This is a genomic window from Paranoxybacillus vitaminiphilus (genome assembly GCF_003259935.1).
Lineage (GTDB): Bacteria > Bacillota > Bacilli > Bacillales > Anoxybacillaceae > Paranoxybacillus > Paranoxybacillus vitaminiphilus.
Genome location: NZ_QLMH01000008.1, coordinates 32,848 through 52,122, shown reverse-complemented (window position 1 = coordinate 52,122; position 19,275 = coordinate 32,848). Strand labels below are relative to the sequence as shown.

Genomic DNA, 19,275 nt, shown 5'->3' with positions numbered 1-19,275 from the left:
GAGGTGTTTTCAATTATAAGATTGATTAAAAGAGCCCAGAAAGGCGATGGAGAAGCATTTTTGAAAATATTTCAGCCGTATGAAGGAGAAATTTATAGAATTGCATTTATTTATCTAAAAAACAAAGATGATGCACTGGATGTAGTTCAAGAAACTGCATATCGAGCATTCAAATATAATAAACGGGATAGTAATTATACAATGATTAACAAACAAATTTATGGAACAGATCGGCTAATGAACGATAACGACTAGGACAGATGTCTCTTATATAGGGATATCTGTTTTTTTATTCTGTTTATCAAGGTATTTAAAAATTATTTTTGACAAATATATTATGAAATATCTATATTGTATAATTCTCCAATTTGAGATTGTTTTTATTGTATTTTCATGGGAAATACTTGGTAAAATATACACAAACGTATCTTCCAAGCAAATACTTTTATACGGTCTGATGGACAACCGTTCAAGCAAAGGTGGAAGAAGTGTTCTAATATTTAATAAAGGGAAGTGTTACATATGAAAGAATATCTTGAACGTGATCGTTATAACGAAAAATACAATTGGCTAGTATTGTCAAAAAGTCCTTACTTGAAGCAACATGAAACAAATCCTGTGAATTGGTTGGAATGGTCGCCGGAAGCGTTTCAAAAAGCAAAAAGGGAAGGCAAGCCAGTGTTTTTGTCCATCGGTTATTCCTAGCCCTCGAATAGGGGGCTTGGAATAGAAATACGCAGAAGAATTGGAGTATTAGTCTACATGTCACTGGTGTCATGTCATGGCGCACGAAAGTTTTGAGGACGAAGAAGTCGCCAAGATACTAAATGAAAAATATATATCTATTAAAGTCGATCGGGAAGAGCGGCCGGATATTGACTCGATTTATATGCGTGTTTGTCAAATGCTCACAGGGCATGGCGGCTGGCCGCTTAGCGTGTTTTTAACTCCTGAGCAAAAGCCGTTTTATGCAGGAACGTATTTTCCAAAACGAAGCCGGTACGGACGTCCGGGCTTTATTGAAGTTATTACACAGTTATATGAAAAATTTAAGGAAAATCCACAAGAAATTATCAGCATTTCCGAACAAATTACGAAAGGCCTAACGCAAGCTGCTCAAGCTCACGGTAACGACCGACTCTCATCAGCTGCGCTGGAAAAAACATATCGGCAGTTGGCGAACAGTTTTGACGGCGTTTACGGCGGCTTTGGCGGTGCTCCGAAGTTTCCAATTCCGCATATGCTGATGTTTCTCATGCGTTATTACAAATGGAAAGGTGAAGAACAGGCGCTGTTCATGACAGAAAAAACATTGAACAGCATGGCGAACGGCGGCATTTACGATCATATTGGCTACGGTTTTGCCCGCTATTCAACCGATGCGATGTGGCTTGTGCCGCATTTTGAGAAAATGCTTTATGATAATGCCTTGCTGTTAATGACCTATACGGAAGCTTATCAGCTTACAAAAAATGAGTGCTACAAAGAAATAAGCGGGCAAATCATCGAGTTTGTGAAACGGGAAATGACCTCAAAAGAAGGAGCGTTTTACTCGGCGATTGACGCAGATTCAGAGGGAATCGAAGGAAAATATTATGTATGGAATCAAGATGAAGTGTTGAACGTGCTCGGAACCGAATTGGGTGAATGGTATTGCGAAGTGTATGATATCACAGAAGAAGGGAATTTTGAAGGACATAATGTACCTAATTTAATTCATACGAACTTAGCAGGGGTTGCGAAACGATATGGACTGACGAATGAAGAGCTAAAAGAAAAGCTCGAGACGGCGCGGAAAAAGTTGTTTGCCGCACGTGCTCTACGTGTTTATCCACATGTTGATGATAAAATTTTAACCGCTTGGAATGCGTTAATGATTGCTGGTTTAGCAAAAGCGGCGAAAGTATATGAAAATGATGCCTACCTTGAGATGGCAAAGCAGGCGCTCGCATTTATTGAAACACATCTTGTTCAAGACGGCAGAGTGATGGTGCGCTACCGTGAAGGGGAAGTGAAAAACAGAGGATTTATTGACGATTACGCTTATTTGATTTGGGCCTATATCGAGATGTATGAAGCGACATTTGAACGTTCTTATTTAGAAAGAGCGATAAAGCGTACGAAAGAGATGCTTGAGCTCTTTTGGGATGAGGAAAACGCCGGTTTTTATTTTACAGGAAAGGATGCAGAACAGTTAATTGTTCGCGAAAAAGAAATTTACGATGGGGCTGTGCCGTCGGGAAACAGCGTTGCCGCCGTGCAAATGATTCGCCTTGCCCGGCTTACCGGCGACTTGCAGCTATTAGACAAGGCGGAAAAGATGTACTCGACTTTCAAGCGTCAAGTGGAAGCGTATGAAAGCGGTCATACGTTTTTCCTTCAAGGTTTGTTGCTTTTTGCGATGCCGGCAAAGGAAATTGTGATTTTTGGAAAAAAGGGCGACGAAAAAAGAGAAAGACTGTTAAAGCAATTGCAAAAAGCATTTGTTCCGAACTATTCCGTATTGGCCGCTGAACATCCCGCTGATTTTTCGGCGATTGCCCCGTTTGCAGCGGAATATAAACAAATTGGAGACGAAACAACGGTCTATATATGTGAAAATTTTGCTTGTTTACAGCCGACGACTGATGTGGAAGCAGTGATGAAGCAGCTGCTCGATGAAAAGTAATTTTACTATATCGATTGCATGTTTTTGGAACATTAATGAAAGAGAATGTTTTTAACGGGAAATAGCAGGATTCTGCTTCTTTTATGAAGAAATATTAGAAAAAATAACAAAAGGAGAGAAACAAGATGGCGATCACGAATCCAAGCCGCGAAGAAATCGCTGAAATTTTACAAAAAGCAAAACGCATTGCGGTCGTTGGCTTATCCAATAATCCTGAGCGCACGTCTTATATGATAGCGAAAGCGATGAAAGACGCAGGATATGAAATTATTCCGGTGAACCCGACGATTGATGAATGGGAAGGGATTAAAGCGGTAAAAACGTTAAAAGACATTGACGGTCATGTCGATATTGTCAACGTTTTCCGCCGTCCGGAGCATCTGCCGGAAATCGCCCGTGAATTTGTCCAAATCGACGCGGATGTATTTTGGGCCCAATTAGGAGTTGTCAATGAGGAAGCCTACGAGTTTCTAAAAGAAAAAGGGTATACCGTTGTGATGGATCGCTGTATTAAAGTCGAACATGCCTTAACGAAAAAGAACTAAAACGGATTCGGGGCTGACCGAAAAGTGTCTGATCTCACACGCCATTCATCATATATCGTGTTCTTATTTAACGCTATATATGGTGGTTGCGGGATCTGATACTTTGCTTTAGGGTCAGTCTTTTTCCATTTTTAGTAAGGAAATTTGCTTATTTTGCTGGAATCGTTAAAATAGGCATAGACGTTTCAAAAATTTATGTTAAAATAAACAAACAGAAACAAATGTTCTTGTTTTGCGTTGAAAGGGGTATGTGCGTGACGAATAAACAAGTATATGAATATAATGAAGATGCAATTCAAGTACTCGAAGGACTTGAGGCGGTACGAAAGCGCCCGGGAATGTATATCGGGAGCACGGACAGCCGCGGATTGCATCATCTCGTTTATGAAATTGTTGATAACTCTGTTGATGAGGCATTAGCCGGTTATGGAAGTTATATCCTTGTAAAAATACATAAAGATAACAGCATCTCTGTCCAAGACGAGGGACGCGGGATGCCGACGGGAATGCATAAACTCGGAAAACCGACGCCTGAAGTGATTTTGACGGTGCTGCATGCCGGCGGCAAGTTTGGCCAAGGCGGATATAAAACGAGCGGCGGCCTGCATGGCGTCGGTGCTTCTGTCGTGAACGCGCTGTCTGAATGGCTGACGGTGACGATTCATCGCGACGGTTTTATTTATCAGCAACGATTTGAAAACGGAGGAAAACCTGTTACGACTCTAGAAAAAATCGGAACAACGAAAAGGACAGGAACAACGATTCATTTTAAGCCTGACCCGACGATTTTTAGCACCACAACGTTTAGTTATGAAACGTTAAGCGAACGTTTGCGCGAGTCAGCGTTTTTATTAAAAGGGCTGAAAATTGAACTCATTGATGAACGCACGGATATGCGCGATGTATTTCATTACGAAAACGGAATTGAAGCTTTTGTAGAGTATTTAAACGAAGAAAAAGATGTCCTTCATCCGGTCGTTTTTTTTGAAGGAGAGCAAAACGGGATTGAAGTGGAATTTGCCTTTCAATTTAATGACGGATACTCTGAAAATGTCCTTTCTTTTGTCAATAATGTGCGCACAAAGGATGGCGGCACACATGAAGCCGGTGCGAAAACAGCGATGACGCGCGTATTCAATGAATATGCGCGCAGAGTTGGACTATTGAAGGAAAAAGATAAAAACTTGGAAGGTTCCGACATCCGTGAAGGTTTATCAGCGATTGTATCTGTGCGTATTCCGGAAGGGTTGCTGCAATTTGAAGGGCAAACGAAAGGCAAGCTTGGAACGAGTGAAGCGCGTTCGGCTGTAGATGCGGTCGTTTCCGAACATCTTATTTACTTTTTACAGGAGAATCCAGACATCAGCGCGATGTTGATTAAAAAAGCGATTAAAGCGTTCCAGGCGCGTGAAGCGGCTCGTAAAGCAAGAGAAGAAGCGCGCAGCGGCAAAAAACGCAAAGGAAAAGAAGCGATGTTAAGCGGCAAGTTGACACCGGCACAATCGCGGAATCCGAAAAAAAATGAGCTGTATTTAGTGGAGGGGGATTCTGCGGGCGGTTCAGCGAAACAAGGGCGTGATCGCCGCTTCCAGGCTGTTCTTCCGTTGCGCGGTAAAGTGATTAATACGGAAAAGGCAAAACTGGCTGATATTTTTAAAAACGAAGAAATTAACACGATTATTCACGCGATTGGCGGCGGTGTCGGTCCGGAATTTTCGCTTGAAGATGTTAACTACGATAAAATCGTGATTATGACGGACGCTGATACAGATGGGGCTCATATCCAAGTTTTGCTGCTGACGTTCTTCTATCGCTACATGAGACCTCTGATTGAGGCAGGCAAAGTATTCATTGCGCTTCCGCCGCTTTATAAAGTAAGTAAAGGAACAGGCAAAAAAGAAATTGTCGAGTATGCCTGGACCGATGAGCAGTTAAAAGAAGCCATCAAAAAAGTGGGCAAAGGATATACGATTCAACGTTACAAAGGTCTTGGTGAAATGAACGCGGATCAATTGTGGGAAACGACGATGAATCCAGAGACGCGCACGTTAATCCGGGTGCGGATTGATGATGCGGCAAGAGCGGAGCGCCGGGTGACAACGCTTATGGGCGATAAAGTAGAGCCGCGCCGCAAATGGATTGAAGCGAACGTCGCTTTCGGTTTGGAAGATGATGTGAATATTTTAGAAAATGAACATTTATCGGTCGCAGAGGAGGTATAATGTATGGCACAGACAGAGAGAATTTTAGATTTACCATTGGAAGATGTATTGGGCGACCGTTTTGGGCGTTATAGTAAATATATTATTCAAGAGCGCGCGCTTCCTGATGTGCGCGACGGTTTAAAACCGGTGCAGCGCCGCATATTGTATGCGATGTATATGGACGGAAATACATTTGATAAAGGGTTTCGCAAAGCGGCAAAAACAGTCGGAAATGTGATTGGCAACTACCATCCGCACGGAGACTCTTCCGTCTATGAAGCGATGGTGCGGATGAGCCAGGATTGGAAGCTGCGCAACATTTTAATTGAAATGCACGGAAATAACGGAAGCATTGATGGCGACCCGCCGGCAGCAATGCGTTATACGGAAGCCCGTCTTTCCGCCATCGCCTCGGAATTATTACGGGACATTGACAAACAAACCGTTGAATTTGTTCCGAACTTTGATGATACGAGCAAAGAGCCTGTCGTGCTGCCAGCGATGTTTCCGAACTTGCTTGTAAACGGTTCAACAGGGATTTCTGCGGGATATGCGACAGAAATTCCGCCGCATCATTTAGGCGAAGTGATTGATGCGGTGATTATGCGAATTGATCGACCGAATTGTACGGTGGATGACCTAATGACCGTTCTTCATGGCCCTGATTTTCCAACAGGCGGCATTATTCAAGGAAAAGACGGCATCAAAAAAGCCTATGAGAGCGGAAAAGGAAAAATTATTATCCGCGGCAGAGCTACGATTGAAACAGGAAAAGGCGGAAAACAGCAAATTGTCATTACGGAAATTCCGTACGAGGTCAATAAAGCGAACCTTGTCAAGAAAATCGATGAACTTCGTCTTGAACGGAAGCTGGAAGGAATTGCTGAAGTTCGCGATGAAACGGACCGCACCGGTTTGCGAATTGTCATCGAATTAAAGAAAGACGTAGACGCAGAAGGAATTTTAAACTACTTATATAAGAATACAGATTTGCAAGTACCTTATAATTTTAATATGGTGGCGATTCATAAGCGGCGTCCAAAACTGTTAAGCCTTCCGGAATTGTTAGACGCTTATATTGAACATCAGAAAGAGGTTGTCACGAATCGTTCGCAATTTGAACTTAAAAAAGCGCGCGAACGCGAACATATCGTCGAAGGCTTAATGAAAGCTTTATCGATTCTTGATGAAGTGATCGCGACGATTCGCGCTTCGAAAGATAAACGCGATGCGAAAGACAATTTAATCGCCAAATTCCAGTTTACCGAAGCGCAGGCAGAAGCGATTGTATCGTTACAGCTGTATCGTTTAACGAATACAGATATTACTGCCTTAAAACAGGAAGCGGAGGAGCTGGCGAAAAAAATTGCTGAACTAACAGCGATTTTAGCGAGTGAAAAGAAACTGCTTTCGGTCATTAAAGCAGATTTGAAAAAAATGAAAAAAACGTATGCCGATGAACGCCGGACAACGATTGAAGAGGAAATTGAAGAAATTAAAATTAATTTAGAGATTATGATTCCGCAAGAAGAGGTGATGGTGACCGTAACGAAAGAAGGATACGTAAAACGAACAAGCCTTCGATCTTACTCCGCTTCCAACGGACAAGATTTAGGAATGAAGGAATCTGATCGTTTGCTTGCGCAGCTGGAGATGAGCACAACCGATGTATTGCTGTTGTTTACAAGCCATGGAAATTATATTTATTGCCCTGTTCATGAATTGCCTGACATTCGTTGGAAAGATTTAGGGCAGCATATTTCGAACATCGTCCCATTAGAACGCGAAGATGAGATTATCGCCGCGGTTCCGGTAAAGGATTTTGCACAGCCTCTTGATCTTGTCTTTGTGACAAAAGGCGGTTTAGTGAAACGAACCGAGCTAAGCCAATACAAAGTGCAACGTTACACAAAACCGCTCGCAGCTATCAATTTAAAAGAAGACGATCAAGTCGTGGCGGTTTATACAACGGATGGAAAGCAAGATATTTTCCTTGTCACTCATCAAGGATACGGGCTATGGTTCAGTGAAGAAGAAATTAGTGTGGTTGGTGTGCGCGCTGCCGGAGTAAAAGGAATTAATCTGAAAGAAAACGACTTTGTTGTTTCTGCTCATCAAATTAAAAATCAAGATTTACAATATTTAATTATCGCTACTCAACGCGGTGCGGTGAAGAAAATGCCGCTCATTGAATTTGAGAAAACGTCACGGGCAAAACGCGGCGTTGTGATGTTACGAGAGTTAAAGACGAAACCACATCGCATTGTTGCCTCATTGTTAACAGAAAATGAGAACGAGACCGTTTGTTTACAAACAGAAAACGGACACATCGAGGTCATCCAGTCTGCACAGCTGCGATTAGTTGATCGATATAACAACGGCGATTTTCTCGTTGACACCGAGGAAGCAGGCGAAGTAAAAGAGATGTGGATTCTTCTTAACAATCTTGGAGAATAAACGTATAATTAACAATAAGGAAAGCGGCTTGTCACGAAGTCGCTTTTTTCTTGCAATGTTCTCAACTTCCCGATATATTGAGAGTTGTAAATTCTTAAAAGAGGGGATTTATGTGAGGTTTAAAAGACAAGAAGCATTTCGCTACGAATTTGGTCAGCCGCTTCCTTGTACTTTTCGAATTGTACAAGTTGGTGAAAAGAAGGTTGAAACCGATAAAGGCAAAGCAGAAATTCATGACATCAGCCCAAAAGGCATGAAAATTGGAACGCCGTTAAATATCCCCCTTGATAAGAAAATCATTATCATCGAAATCACGTTTACTTTAAGCGAGTTGGAGTTAACGGTTCTAGGAAAATTAGTATGGCAAAGAAAATTTGCCAATGACTATTTTTACGGAGTCAATCTAATCCTTTCACATAAGGAAGAACGACAACTAATCGATGAGTTGAAAAAATATGCAGCAAATTATTATAAGCGTTCTAGCTCTAATCAATAAAAATTCAACTCAGATGGAATAGAGACAGCGTTTTCTTACTCTGCATCATAGCCAGCAAAGCGGTTGGTTGACCGAGGGGGTATGAGATCATTTGCTGCAGTCTTTTTTATTGAATTCAGCTGTTATTTTGCCGTATGAGGCTGAAGAGTTAGAGAAAATGTTAGACAAAAGGAAAAACGCAAGCGCTGGTCATCATAGTAGACCGTTGCTTGCGTTTTTTATTTACTCATCGTCCAAAATTTCCACCATTTTTTTGGTTTTTTCATTTCGGCTGCTGCCGCTCCTCTAAAAGATAAAACAAGCTCGCGGAATGCACGCTCACGTTCCATAATTTTTTGTTCATGTTCTAGCGTTGAAAGAGAATGTTCTCTTTCTTCCTGTAAAATCTCTTCTGACATTTCTATCTTTGTGTTTTGGAAAGGATCTTGAATAGCCTGTGCATGGTGTTCCGCTTCCATTAAATGAACGAAGGTATGAGTTGCTGCTTCATGCTGATCGGAAATTTTCTGCGTACAACTTTTGAGGTCTGACACAGGCGATGAAATAGATGAAATAATGGAATGAGTTTGATTTATCTTTTCTTTTTTCATGATGTTTGATACATATACTTCTTCTCGAAGTTCTTCTTTCAAATGCAGCGAAGTTTCTTGGAAATCTTTGTTCACTAAATGAACCTCCATCATTTCTCCATTCACAGCCATTTGCTCGCCTGCATTTTCCTCTTGAGAAAAACATGTTGACTCGGTCTGGATGCCCTGCGATTGTAAATAGTTCATAATCTCATATTTTTTTAACTTTTTTTCATACAAAGCTTTAATGTTTTGAAAAAAATCCGCTTCTGCTTCTGTATAAATGCGTGCGCCTTGTTTTGTCCGCGGTATCGAGATGTACGTTTTAAAATTTTTTTCCCATTGTTTTATTATTTTTGGCGATACGCCCATCGTTTTTGCGAATTCTGCTAACGTATATGTCTCCATCCAAATCCCTTCCTTTTTCTATGTTTTAAAAATGATTACACTTTTATTCCACTACTCCCTGTCTGTTTTCCTGCTAGGCGACAAAACATTACAAATTCATACAAACAAATACAGTCAGGCATTTAAGCGAATATGACGAAAATAAAAAATATTATTTTTTTGTTGACTAACTTGTATATACAGGTTAAAATGAAAACAACTTGTATATACAAGTTTTTGAAAGCGGTTAAAAGGAGTGCTAGTTATGTTTACAAAATTATTTGCAAAAAAAGAGCTGAAAAAAGAAGAGACGTTGTTCGCTCCTTTAAATGGAAAAGCTGTTGATATTGAACAAGTTCCCGATCCTACTTTTTCTCAAAAGCTAATGGGAGAAGGGATTGCCATTGAACCGGTCGATGGAGAGGTTGTTTCACCTGTAAATGGAGAAATTATTCAGTTTTTCCATACGAAACATGCGATCGGTATCCGTTCCGAAACAGGGCTGGAAATATTAATTCACATCGGACTTGAAACAGTCATGTTAAACGGGGAAGGATTTACAGGGTATGTTCAAGTGGGCGATAAAGTTAAAGTCGGAGATCGCTTAATTACATTCGATCTTGAGTTCATTAAGGAAAAAGCAGCAAGTTCCATTACACCAATTGTCATTACGAATATGGACACAGTTCAGTCCATAGAGAAATATCCGGTTGCTCACGCAAAGGCAGGAACGGATCCATTGATGCACATAATAACAAAATGACAATATTTTTGTAAACGATTACGGGGGGGTTCATAATGAGTGTCAACAAACAATCAGTCGAAAACATTGTGGAAGCGATTGGAGGAAAAGAGAATATCGTTGCCGCAACGCACTGCGTAACGCGTTTAAGATTTGCTTTAAAAGACGAAGGAAAAGTGAATAAAGAAGCTCTTGAAAGCATCGATATTGTAAAAGGTTCGTTTTCGGCAAACGGTCAATTCCAAGTTGTCATCGGCCAAGGGCTTGTCGATAAAGTGTACAATGAAATGGTGGAAATGACAGGGATTGGCCGGGCGACAAAACAAGAAATAAAAGATGCAGCTGAAGCAAAATTAAATCCGCTGCAGCGTGCGATTAAAGCGTTGGCAGACATCTTTATTCCGATTTTGCCAGCGATTGTAACAGCCGGTTTATTAATGGGAATTAACAATGTGTTAACAGGGCCGGGAATTTTTTATGATGACAAATCGTTCGTTGAAGTGCATAAAGAATGGGCTGATTTAGCAAGCATTATTAACTTAATTGCTAATACAGCATTCGTCTTCTTGCCTGGTTTAATTGGTTGGTCTGCGGTGAATAAATTTGGCGGCAGTCCATTGTTAGGTATTGTTCTCGGATTAATGCTTGTACACCCTGATCTTTTAAATGCATGGGGATGGGGTGCCGCAAAGCAAGAAGGAAATATTCCAGTTTGGAATTTATTTGGCTTGGAAATCCAAAAAGTAGGTTATCAAGGTCAAGTATTACCCGTATTAGTCGCATCTTATGTTTTAGCGAAAATTGAAGTTTTCTTGCGTAAGCGAATTCCGGATGCGTTCCAATTATTGTTAGTTGCACCGCTTGCACTATTAATTACAGGATTTTTAGCATTTATCGCGATTGGACCGGTTACGTTCGCGATCGGTAATGCGATTACAAACGTATTTGTTGGCATTTTTGATAATGTTCCAGCGATTGGCGGCCTTATTTACGGTGCATTGTACGCTCCATTAGTTGTTACAGGAATGCACCATACATTCCTGCCGGTGGACTTACAGTTAATTTCAAGCACAGGCGGTACATTCTTATGGCCGATTCTTGTTATGTCAAATATTGCACAAGGTTCTGCAGCATTAGCCATGATGTTCGTAGCGAAAGATGAAAAATTAAAAGGATTATCACTCACTTCCGCTGTTTCAGCCTATCTAGGCATTACGGAGCCAGCGATGTTTGGTGTAAACTTGCGTTTTAGATATCCGTTCATTGCCGCGATGACAGGAGCGGCGATTGCCGGTATGTTTATTACGCTTAATAAAGTAATCGCTCCATCCATTGGCGTGGGCGGTCTGCCGGGATTTTTATCGATCGTGCCGCAAAAATGGATTCCATTCTTTATCGGTATGGCGATTGCGATTGCTGTACCAATTGTATTGACTTGGATCTTTGCAAAACTAAAGAAAGATAAATAAGCAAACATCATTTCTTGCGACGATGCCATTGGTATATAAGCCATTTGCCAATGGTATCGTTTTGTTTCATGTGCTTCAACAAGAATAACAGGTGGTGGTTATCAATGGAAAAACAACCTTGGTGGAAAAAGGCAGTGGTTTATCAAATTTATCCAAAAAGTTTTAAAGATACAACTGGAAACGGAGTCGGTGATTTACAAGGGATTATCGAAAAGTTGGATTATTTAAAAACATTAGGAATCGACGTCATTTGGTTAACACCGATTTATCAATCGCCGCAGCGAGACAACGGCTATGATATTAGCGATTACTTCAGCATTCATGAAGAGTATGGAACAATGGAAGATTTTGAGCGTTTGCTTGATGAAGCTCATCAGCGCGGAATCAAGATTATTATGGATATGGTCGTTAACCATACCTCTACCGAGCATGAATGGTTTAAACAAGCGCGTTCATCAAAAGATAATCCATATCGCCATTTTTACATTTGGAAAGACGCGAAGCCGGATGGAAGCGCACCGACGAACTGGGAGTCAAAGTTTGGCGGCTCAGCTTGGGAGTACGATGAACAAACCGGTCAATATTACTTGCATTTATTCGATGTCACACAGGCAGACTTAAATTGGGAGAACGAAGAACTGCGTAAAAAAATCTATGACATGATGCACTTTTGGTTTCAAAAAGGTGTCGATGGTTTTCGCTTAGATGTCATTAATTTAATTTCTAAAGATCAGCGTTTTCTCGATGATGACGGCTCTGTGCCGCCGGGGGACGGCCGCAAATTTTACACAGACGGTCCGCGCATTCACGAGTTTTTACAAGAGATGAATCGCGAAGTATTTTCGAAATATGACATTATGACCGTTGGCGAAATGTCATCGACAACGATTGATCATTGCATTAAATATACAAATCCGGAGCGGAAAGAATTAAATATGACGTTTAATTTCCATCATTTAAAAGTCGATTATCCGAACGGAGAAAAGTGGGAGATTGCCGATTTCGATTTCTTGGCATTAAAACGAATTTTATCGACATGGCAAGTAGAAATGAATAAAGGCGGCGGCTGGAATGCTTTATTCTGGTGCAACCACGACCAGCCTCGTGTCGTTTCCCGCTATGGGGATGATGGAAAATATCATAAAGAATCGGCAAAAATGCTTGCGACGGTCATTCATATGATGCAAGGCACTCCATATATTTATCAAGGCGAAGAAATCGGGATGACTGACCCGAAATTTGATCGAATTGAAGATTATCGTGATGTGGAAACATTAAATATGTACAAAATTTTACAAGAAAAAGGAAAAACAAAGGAAGAAGTTCTTGAAATTTTAAAACGTAAATCGCGTGACAATTCGCGCACGCCAATGCAGTGGGATGGAAGTGAGCATGCCGGTTTTACAACGGGAACGCCGTGGATTCGCGTGGCGGATAACTATAAAGAGATTAATGTGGAGAACGCGTTGAACGACCCAACATCCATTTTTTATCATTATCAGCGGCTCATTCAATTACGGAAAGAGTATGACATTATCACAACCGGTGATTACCAGCTCATTTTAGAAGAGCATCCAGCCATTTTTGCTTATGTGCGCAATGGAGAAAACGAGAAACTTCTTGTTGTCAACAATTTTTATGGCAAAGAAACAACATTCGAACTGCCAAATACCGTTGACATCGAAGGCTATACAAGCGCCATTTTGCTTTCGAATTATGAAAACTCACCAGAAAATTTCAAAAAAATGACATTGCGGCCTTACGAATCGATCGTTTATCACTTGAAAAAATAATGATACAATATTTTCGGTGATAAACATGAAAGAAAACAAATATTTAACCATTTATAATGATTTGTTATCGAAAATTCGGCACGGAATATTCAAAGCAAATGAAAAACTGCCATCAGAAAATGAATTGGTTCAGCAATATAAAACTTCACGGGAGACGATTCGCAAAGCATTAAATCTTTTATCAGAACATGGATACATTCAAAAAATGAAAGGAAAAGGTTCCATTGTTCTCGATGTGAGCAAATATGATTTTCCTGTTTCCGGATTGGTCAGTTTTAAAGAGCTGGCGCAGAAAATGAAAAAGCCGTCAAAAACCATTGTTTGTGAATTGGAGCTTGTGAAGCCTGATGATGATTTGAAAAAACATTTAAACGTCACAAATAAAGATGAAGTATGGAAAGTCATTCGCGCGCGGGAAATCGAAGGGGAAAAAATTATTTTAGATAAGGATTTTTTTAATAAAAAATTTGTACCTTCTTTAACGCGAGAAATATGTGAAGATTCCATTTACGAATATATTGAAAATGTGCTAAAACTAAAAATCAGTTTTGCGAAAAAAGAAATATTTGTCGATAAAGCAACCGATGAGGATTACAAATATTTAGACTTGGATGGATACGAACATATCGTTGTCGTTAAAAATTTCGTATATTTGGACGATGCCAGCTTGTTTCAGTACACGGAATCAAGACACCGGCTTGACAAGTTTCGTTTTGTTGATTTTGCCCGGAGAAGTCATCAGTAATGTATTGAAGTGAAGCACCTGTACATTCGTACGGGTGTTTTTTTATTTGCTTATCAGAAGCGGGGAAACAACCTTATTACGCAATACTCTTAAGCAAGAACAAGAGAAAAAGTAATGAATAAAGTTTGTGTTTTTATTAAACTATGTTCTAAATAATCAATGTTAAAATGAAAATAACATACCTCATTATTAAGAAAAATGATTGTAATATCACGAAAAATTTATGGCTATCCTTGTAACATACAGAGGAGATGAGGATGATGCAAGCTTCATGGTTATCGCTATTACCATTTTTAATTGTCATTCCAATGGCAATTTGGCTTCGCGAAATATTATTGGGACTTATATTAGGATTGTTAGTAGGTTCGTTTTGTTTAGAGCCGCATTTGTTCGGCGGATTCAAAAAGGCAATCGAATACATTATTCAAAGTTTGATAGATGTCGAACATGTAAAAGTCGTTTTTTTCTTGTACCTTTTTGGTGCGTTAATTGGAATGATGCAAATAACTGGAGGCGTAAAAGGGTTTGTGCAATGGATGAGTGAAAAAATTCATTCGCAAAGAAGAATGTTATTATTCGTATGGTTTACCGTTCCATTTACGTTCTTTACGCCGATGTTTCGCATCATGTTAATTGGTCCGGTGATGAAATCGATGATTGGAAAGCTTCATATCGATAAAAGAAGAATGGCATACATTATTGATGTATCAACAGAACCAATTATTGTATTATTGCCGGCTGCTACCGCTTTTATCGGCTTTATGACTTCGGTTGTGGAAGGGGCTTTAAAACAAAACGGTCTGGAAGAATCAGCCTATCAAATGTTTATGGCCAGCTTGCCTTTTAATTTTTTTGCCATTATTGCATTGATCATTGGCTTGTTCACGACATTTATGAACATCGGCAACCGCGCGAAAAGCGAAAAAAATGAACGGGAACAACAGGAGACGAATTATTTTCACCGTTTAGGAATAAAGAAAGAGCTGGAGTTAGTTGTAGGGGAGCCGCTACATCTTATTTTCCCGCTTTCCCTCATTTGGTTGTTCACGCTGCTATTATTTTGGTATGACGGAAAAGCGAAAGGTGCAAAAACAGTAATAGAGGCCTTTTCGATGGCAGATGCGACTTTTGTTATGTTACTTGCTCTTTTCTTTACGCTAATCATCACCATTCTTTTTTATTTATTTCGTCACCAGTCGTTAAATGAACTGATTTATCATTTTTTTGATGGTGGGAATCAACTAATGATTCCTATTGGTATGCTTATTTTAGTGTGGGCGGTTTCACTAACAGCTGAAGATTTAGGTTTTTCTGAATACATATCATCCACATTTGGAACATTTCTGCCAAAGCAGATTGTCCCTGCCGCCATTTTTCTATTTGGTTCATTTATTTCTTATTTTATAGGAACATCTTGGGGGACATGGGGGTTATTTATACCGTTAGGGGTGACGTTAGCTGCGGCAACAGATGCGTCATTGCCAATGACAATAGGCGCTGTTTTTGCAAGCGGGACATTTGGAGCATTTGCCTCTCCATTGGGAGATACAACGATAACGACTGCCGCGATCATGGACTTAGATGTAATGGAATACGCTAAGTATAAATTGAAAATTTCTTTACTTTGCGGTGGATTATCTTTTATTGGTTATTTAATTGCTCCTATCGTTTTTTAACGATAATGACAGCTTAGAAATTTTGCGAAACTTAGCAAATCCATGTAAGCGAAAAAAACTTGGGATTCTTATTATATTTAGTAATACAGCATATTTATTTTAAAATAAACAATGTTCTAAATGAACAAAATGACAAAATAACAAAATAAATAAATCATTAGAGATATTAATAATTATACTCATTGAAAACCGTAATCTTCTATAGGGATTGCGGTTTTTTATTTAACGTTTTCGGGTACATAACATAATTTATGAATAAAAGACTAGATGAAAGGATGTTCATATGGACGTCAGAATACACATTGGCCAAGCCGCTTTTACATTTTGCGGAGAATTAGAGTCTTATTTTCAACGATTCAGAGAACAAACAATCGGGGTTCATCATTATTTTGATTCACCGTTCGGAAAACAACGAATCATCTATGCGGATTGGACAGCGAGCGGGCGTCTATACGCACCGATTGAGAAAAAATTAAGCGAGGAAATTGGGCCATTTGTGGCGAATACACATACAGAGTCGAATGTAACAGGAACAAAGATGACATTGGCTTACAAGAAAGCAAAGGAAATCATTAAGCATCATGTAAACGCCGATACCGATGACGTTATTATTATGACCGGCTCAGGGACAACGGGGGCCATCAATAAGCTTCAGCGCATTTTAGGAATACGAATCCCTGAACAACTAAAAAATAGGCTATCTCTTGCTGATGAAGAGCGTCCGATTATCTTTATTACTCATATGGAGCATCACTCGAACATTCTTTCTTGGATGGAAACGATTGGCGATGTCGTAACGATTCGACCAACGAGCAACGGAGATGTAGATATCAAACATTTAAAACAACTATTAGGGCAATATCGTCACCGGAAAATGAAAATCGGTGCATTTACTTCATGCTCCAATGTAACCGGAATTCAAACGCCGTATCATCAATTGGCCAAAATTATGCATGAACACGGGGGAGTTTGCTTTGTTGATTTTGCCGCATCGGCTCCATACACAACCATTAATATGCACCCGGATGACCCGCTTGAAAAATTAGACGGAATCTTTTTTTCGCCGCATAAATTTTTAGGGGGACCAGGAAGTTCCGGTGTTTTAATATTTGATTCACGATTATATCAGAACAACGTCCCCGATCATCCAGGAGGAGGCACTGTTCTTTGGAGCAACCCTTGGGGGGAATATCAGTATATTTCCGATATTGAAGCCCGTGAGGACGGAGGGACGCCACCGTTTTTGCAAACTATCAAAGCCGCGTTAGCTATTAAATTAAAAGAACAAATGGGTGTAGAAAACATGATTAAGCGGGAAAAAGAGATGGTTTCGATTTTATTATCAAACTTAAAAACGATACCTCATGTCCGCGTTTTAGAGGGACATCGTGAAGATCGGCTTGGAATTGTTTCTTTCACGATCGAAGGAATTCATTACAATTTAGCGGTTAAATGGCTAAACGACCGATTTGGCATTCAAGTACGGGGCGGGTGCTCTTGCGCCGGGCCGTATGGTCATTACTTATTCCAAATCGACAAGAAGACATCCAAACAAATAACACAGCAAATTCAACAAGGCCATTTTCTGAATAAGCCGGGATGGATCCGTGTATCCCTTCATCCAATTATGACAAATGAAGAGATATATGAAATTGTCCGTGCAATCCGTTATATTACGCTATACAAAGATGAATGGAAAAAAGATTATATATATAGTAAAGAGAAAAACGAGTTTTATCATCTGAAAGACGATAAAGACATTCGGCAATTGTTCGAAATTTAACGTTCAAGAAATTAAATCATCAAGATTTGGCCCATGTTTTTTGCCGTTATTAATCGAAGTGAATATGTTGGCTCTTTATTACCCTTCAAACGAAAAAGGGAATTAAGCGATTTTATTATTTTTCCGTTAATGAAGAGTTTAAGGGAGAACTTTGGAGAGATGGATGTACTTCTTATATCATTCCCAAACACTTTTTCAAACAAGGAGGTATTAAAGATGAATGGATATGTGAAAGCAAAGTGAAACCACTTGCAAAATTATCTGTAACTTCCAATGATTTTCCGTTCTTAGAAAAGGTTAAAACGGATTCTATGTTAAAAACCATCGTTAAAACACTTATTTTTAATCATTAACATTCGGATGGCATGTATCATTGGAACTGAAACAATGACCATCTTTAGTTTCATAATTATAATTATATATTTTTCTATTTATGATAAGTAAAATGTAAAATAAGTAGCAAATAAATAAAAAAAGGAAAGATGAAGGATATGAAGGAGATATATGAGTTATTTATTCGTACGGAACGCGAGGAGAAATTATACGAAAAAGCAGCCGAACTAGCAAAACAGTTTCGAAAACGGGCTCATTTATATGACGAGCAAGCCGCTTTTCCATTTGAAAATTTTGCGGAATTAAAGAAGGAGCAGTTTCTTTCACTGACCATCCCTAAAAAATACGGCGGACAGGAAATTTCCCTCTATGAGTTTCTATTAGTGCAAGAAACCATTGCTCAAGGAGATGCAGCAACCGCTTTATCGATCGGATGGCATTTAGGAATCATTATGAATATCGCCCAAGAAAGAAAATGGAAAGAGTCTGTTTTTTCACGGTTATGTAAAGAAATTATTCAACACCAATATTTAATCAATAGCGCCCAATCGGAAAAAGCAACAGGAAGTCCCGCTCGCGGGGGAAGACCGGAAACAACAGCAAAAAAGTGTAACGGCAGTTGGATGATTAATGGGCGAAAAACGTATACATCGATGGCCCCGGCCCTTGATTATTTTATTGTCTCTGCAACGATTGCGGAAACAGGAGAGGTAGCTGACTTTCTTATTCCGAGGTTCACCAAAGGAGTGAAAATAGAAGAAACGTGGGATACACTCGGAATGAGAGGAACAAGAAGTGATGATTTAATACTGGAAGACGTCGAGGTGCCGGAAGAAGCGCTTGTGGAAATGAAATCACAAAAGAAAAAAGGAAACCCTCAAGGATGGCTGCTGCATATTCCTGCTTGTTATTTAGGGATTGCTATTGCAGCACGAGATGAAGCGATTCATTTTGCACAAACGTATCAGCCAAACAGTTTGTCCCATCCGATTAAAGAGTTGCCAGAGGTGCGAAGAAAGATAGCAGAAGCTGACATCGAACTCATGACCGCACGGCATTTTATGTATTCGGTTGCTGAAAAATGGGATCAATATCCGGATAAACGGTTACACATGGGGCCGGAACTTGCCGCAGTTAAATATGCAGCAACGAATGCGGCTGTCAAAATTGTTGATCAAGCGATGCGCATTGTCGGAGGACAAAGTTTATTTACCTCCAGTCCCCTGCAAAGATTTTATCGCGATGTAAGAGCAGGGCTTCATAACCCGCCCGCAGATGATATCACTCTATCTCTTCTCGCTCAGCGGGCATTTTCTCATGAGTAAAACGAAAAAGTGAGATTTTACGATTATAGTAAATGTCCAAGCGAACAATGAGGCTGAATCTAAAGCAAATTGTCAGACATAAC

General features: G+C 39.9%; 15 protein-coding genes. 14 read left to right on the top strand and 1 reads right to left on the bottom strand.

Annotation, left to right across the window (positions count from 1 at the left end; translation table 11 throughout):
• Positions 1–21 precede the first annotated feature (21 nt).
• From B0I26_RS10550 to B0I26_RS10520, 7 genes are all read left to right on the top strand, one after another.
• Positions 22–255 carry a helix-turn-helix domain-containing protein gene (locus tag B0I26_RS10550; protein ID WP_342767124.1) on the top strand — a complete coding sequence of 78 codons (234 nt, stop codon included), beginning with the start codon at positions 22–24 and terminating at the stop codon, positions 253–255.
• A gap of 267 nt (positions 256–522) precedes the next feature.
• The gene (locus B0I26_RS18855) at positions 523–705 is read left to right on the top strand and encodes a DUF255 domain-containing protein (RefSeq protein ID WP_111645405.1); all 183 of its coding nucleotides are present in this window, start codon (positions 523–525) and stop codon (positions 703–705) included.
• Positions 706–781: 76 nt separating this feature from the next.
• The gene (locus B0I26_RS10540; RefSeq protein ID WP_111645404.1) at positions 782–2,668 is read left to right on the top strand and encodes a thioredoxin domain-containing protein; all 1,887 of its coding nucleotides are present in this window, start codon (positions 782–784) and stop codon (positions 2,666–2,668) included.
• Positions 2,669–2,793: 125 nt separating this feature from the next.
• Positions 2,794–3,213, top strand: coding sequence for a CoA-binding protein (locus tag B0I26_RS10535; RefSeq protein ID WP_111645403.1), 420 nt, complete (start codon positions 2,794–2,796; stop codon positions 3,211–3,213).
• A 248-nt stretch (positions 3,214–3,461) separates the two neighbouring features.
• Positions 3,462–5,435, top strand: a complete 1,974-nt coding sequence (gene parE, locus B0I26_RS10530; RefSeq protein WP_111645402.1) for a DNA topoisomerase IV subunit B — start codon at positions 3,462–3,464, stop codon at positions 5,433–5,435.
• Positions 5,436–5,438: 3 nt separating this feature from the next.
• Positions 5,439–7,874 carry a DNA topoisomerase IV subunit A gene (parC, locus tag B0I26_RS10525; protein WP_111645401.1) on the top strand — a complete coding sequence of 812 codons (2,436 nt, stop codon included), beginning with the start codon at positions 5,439–5,441 and terminating at the stop codon, positions 7,872–7,874.
• Between the two features lie 112 nt (positions 7,875–7,986).
• On the top strand, positions 7,987–8,370 hold the full coding sequence (locus B0I26_RS10520) for a PilZ domain-containing protein (RefSeq protein WP_111645400.1): 384 nt from the start codon (positions 7,987–7,989) through the stop codon (positions 8,368–8,370).
• Between the two features lie 218 nt (positions 8,371–8,588).
• On the opposite strand, the gene B0I26_RS10515 is transcribed toward B0I26_RS10520, so the two are convergent.
• Positions 8,589–9,347: a MerR family transcriptional regulator gene (locus tag B0I26_RS10515; protein ID WP_111645399.1), complete on the bottom strand. Its 759-nt coding sequence runs from the start codon at positions 9,345–9,347 to the stop codon at positions 8,589–8,591.
• A gap of 244 nt (positions 9,348–9,591) precedes the next feature.
• On the opposite strand from B0I26_RS10515, the gene B0I26_RS10510 reads away from it, so the two are divergent.
• The 7 genes from B0I26_RS10510 to B0I26_RS10475 all read left to right on the top strand — a co-directional run bounded on the left by B0I26_RS10510 (position 9,592) and on the right by B0I26_RS10475 (position 19,192).
• Positions 9,592–10,089: a PTS sugar transporter subunit IIA gene (locus tag B0I26_RS10510; RefSeq protein WP_111645398.1), complete on the top strand. Its 498-nt coding sequence runs from the start codon at positions 9,592–9,594 to the stop codon at positions 10,087–10,089.
• A gap of 35 nt (positions 10,090–10,124) precedes the next feature.
• Positions 10,125–11,537 carry a PTS system trehalose-specific EIIBC component gene (treP, locus tag B0I26_RS10505; RefSeq protein ID WP_111645397.1) on the top strand — a complete coding sequence of 471 codons (1,413 nt, stop codon included), beginning with the start codon at positions 10,125–10,127 and terminating at the stop codon, positions 11,535–11,537.
• Between the two features lie 104 nt (positions 11,538–11,641).
• On the top strand, positions 11,642–13,330 hold the full coding sequence (gene treC / locus B0I26_RS10500) for an alpha,alpha-phosphotrehalase (protein ID WP_111645396.1): 1,689 nt from the start codon (positions 11,642–11,644) through the stop codon (positions 13,328–13,330).
• A 25-nt stretch (positions 13,331–13,355) separates the two neighbouring features.
• The gene (gene treR, locus B0I26_RS10495; RefSeq protein WP_111645395.1) at positions 13,356–14,075 is read left to right on the top strand and encodes a trehalose operon repressor; all 720 of its coding nucleotides are present in this window, start codon (positions 13,356–13,358) and stop codon (positions 14,073–14,075) included.
• Positions 14,076–14,335: 260 nt separating this feature from the next.
• On the top strand, positions 14,336–15,751 hold the full coding sequence (locus B0I26_RS10490) for a Na+/H+ antiporter NhaC family protein (RefSeq protein WP_111645394.1): 1,416 nt from the start codon (positions 14,336–14,338) through the stop codon (positions 15,749–15,751).
• A 283-nt stretch (positions 15,752–16,034) separates the two neighbouring features.
• A complete protein-coding gene (locus B0I26_RS10485; RefSeq protein ID WP_111645393.1) occupies positions 16,035–17,534 on the top strand; it encodes an aminotransferase class V-fold PLP-dependent enzyme in 1,500 nt (499 codons plus the stop codon).
• A 491-nt stretch (positions 17,535–18,025) separates the two neighbouring features.
• The gene (locus tag B0I26_RS10475; protein ID WP_111645391.1) at positions 18,026–19,192 is read left to right on the top strand and encodes an acyl-CoA dehydrogenase family protein; all 1,167 of its coding nucleotides are present in this window, start codon (positions 18,026–18,028) and stop codon (positions 19,190–19,192) included.
• The last annotated feature ends 83 nt before the right edge of the window (positions 19,193–19,275 follow it).